The organism is Lentilactobacillus kefiri (assembly GCF_007989105.1).
Taxonomy (GTDB): Bacteria; Bacillota; Bacilli; order Lactobacillales; family Lactobacillaceae; genus Lentilactobacillus; species Lentilactobacillus kefiri.
In genome coordinates, this window is record NZ_BJVK01000078.1 from 1 (window position 1) to 2,383 (window position 2,383).

At 35.6% G+C, this 2,383-nt stretch carries 2 protein-coding genes; both read right to left on the minus strand.

Translation table 11 applies throughout. From position 1 onward, the window contains the following. Positions 1-276: 276 nt before the first annotated feature. Positions 277-777, minus strand: a complete 501-nt coding sequence (locus tag LKE01_RS11665) for a S8/S53 family peptidase (RefSeq protein ID WP_054769904.1) — start codon at positions 775-777, stop codon at positions 277-279. Beyond that, the gene (locus LKE01_RS11670; protein ID WP_056982415.1) at positions 774-2,174 is read right to left on the minus strand and encodes a protease pro-enzyme activation domain-containing protein; all 1,401 of its coding nucleotides are present in this window, start codon (positions 2,172-2,174) and stop codon (positions 774-776) included. Before LKE01_RS11670 ends, LKE01_RS11665 begins: the two co-directional genes overlap by 4 nt. Positions 2,175-2,383: the final 209 nt, after the last annotated feature.

A 2,383-nucleotide genomic window follows, 5' to 3' on the forward strand; every position in this document is an offset into this window, starting at 1 on the left:
AAGTCTTATAAAAGATGATTGACTTATTATACCGTCTCTTAAAAGTTGCCTGAGGAACTCCAATGTGTCTTCCCGAATTATTCGTGTTATCTAACCAATCTGTTACATTAAATAGCACCGTTGTGAAAGGTAACTCAAACTTACCTCAGACTTAGTCATAACATAAAAGATACTATCGGTATTCATATACTTCCGCACATCCGAGTTCATCATTGAGTCTCTCCTTTTCAACTTTCCAACTTAGTTGGCCCTTAGAGCTTTCCAAGTTAAATACATCTATTGATACTTTAAAAATAACTTTTTAAAATCGGGAACTCCTAAACCAGTAGCCTGGTTATACACTTTCCCAGGCTCTCCAGTATAATAGTTATTACAATTATTAGTTGTTCCATTCAATGACTTAAATACCGAATTGCCATATTTAGCTAATTGATAAATCTGAGGATTCCAGAATCCCATCTTTTTATGGCCAGGAGAACTATCAATTAAGGCAGCAATTCCCGCAAATTGTGGAGCAACAATGCTTGTTCCACCAGAAATGCCCCATGAATCTTTTCCATCTTGCTGGTAAACTTGATATCCCATCATATTTGCCGATATATCAGGATAATTTCGACCATAGTCTTTTCCACTAAGAAGCGGTGGCGTGCCATTTATTGGTAGCAAACTATAAGAAAAGTATTGCCGCGCATGAAATGTATTAATCCCAGGAATACCGATTTGATAACTGGGTGTACGATAAAAGTGAGCAAAGCCGCCACCACTGCCGCCTATCATTTCTCTAGCAATAGCAAGTATATGTTTTCTTTTTGGTAATTAGACCAAATATTTGTAGCAAATCCCCATGCAGTTTCTGGGCCTCGATATCTAAACATATACCCATTTTCCTTTATAGTGAAAGAGCGAACTGTTGCTCCCACACTTGTTACAAAGGGGTTCGTGGCTAATGGATCTTGTCCTGTGTTTTGATAATCCAATAATGCATGATTTTTATACGTAGATCTCAACTCTCCGTGAATTCCAAAGTCACCTGCTGCAGTAAAATTAGAGTCCCCCTCTAGAGCACCCTGAGCTAAAACTAAATTAAGTAGGTAGCGATAATGTGGCGTGACCAATCGGTGACGTGCTAAATAAGCTATCTGGTTTCCAAGACCCCAACTACTAGTTGTTACTGATATTTTTGGATCATCAAAGGCTGTCAGATAAGCATTGAGAAAATTCATAATATTAGGGTATGGTTCTGGAACAAAAAAGATTTTAACTTTTGCACGTTTGGCAATTGCACCAGCAATTTCTGCATCTTGTGTTGCTTCTAAATCATCTTTTCCAGCTGGAGTTTTTTCAAATCGATTTGAAAAAACTTCTCTTATTTTTAATCTCTTTTGACTAGTACTTGCTCCTTCATGTTGCCAAAAATGTATCACATTTTTCTTCTTAGCAGCTCCAAAAGCGATGATACCTATTTCCGTTCCTCTACCAGTTAATCCCTTACGATATAGATATTCTCCATCATAATGTCTCATAATTTTTTTAACATCTGATTTGCCTCTATTCGATTTTTCTCCTTTCATTTCTGAATTATTAAAAGAATCGCTAAATACATTATGATAGTTGTAATCCGTGATCCCAATTATCGTTAAAACAGTTCTCGACAATTCTTTCGGTATATAGTTTTTTCTTGTCCCAAAACGAACAGGGTTATTGTGATAAATAGCCTTCTGAAGTCTAATATTAAAAACCTTATCGATAGACCTTACCCGACCACTAACTTTAAGTACCATACGATTTTTAAACCAAGAGCATTTTAAATGGTGTTGATTTAAATAATGGTTCCATTTAATTAATATTCTCAATGGCTGACCATAATATGTTCCAATTTTGTTTGCTGTTAGGTAGTGCTTGAATTGTAAACTACCCGGAGTATTAACTGATGTAGCCTGGTGTAAAAATTTACCAGGCTGTTTCGGATTTAAGATAATATCAAAGTTTTTATATTCATTTCCTTTTATCCAACTTGGATGGATAATTTTCGGAGTCGTTAAGGCCTCATACGACTGAATGTTTGACTTATAGGAAGCTGCCTTAGCTTTATTACCATTAAATGGGCAGGGTAATATCAACCCAATCAAAAATGCTATATTTACCAGACTACTTATTAAATATCCCTTACGCATAAGATCCTCCTATATATAACTTTATAGTTTCTGTTCACTCACAAATCCTTTATATTCTGGCAATTTTGTCGATAGTTCTTTATGAGTTCCACAAGTAAGTATTCGATGGTTACCAACGTAATGAATTATGTCTGAATATACAATTGTTGATAGGCAATCCGTAAATAAGATAACTGTTCTGCCTTTTACTAGGGTCTGTCTGGAAACTA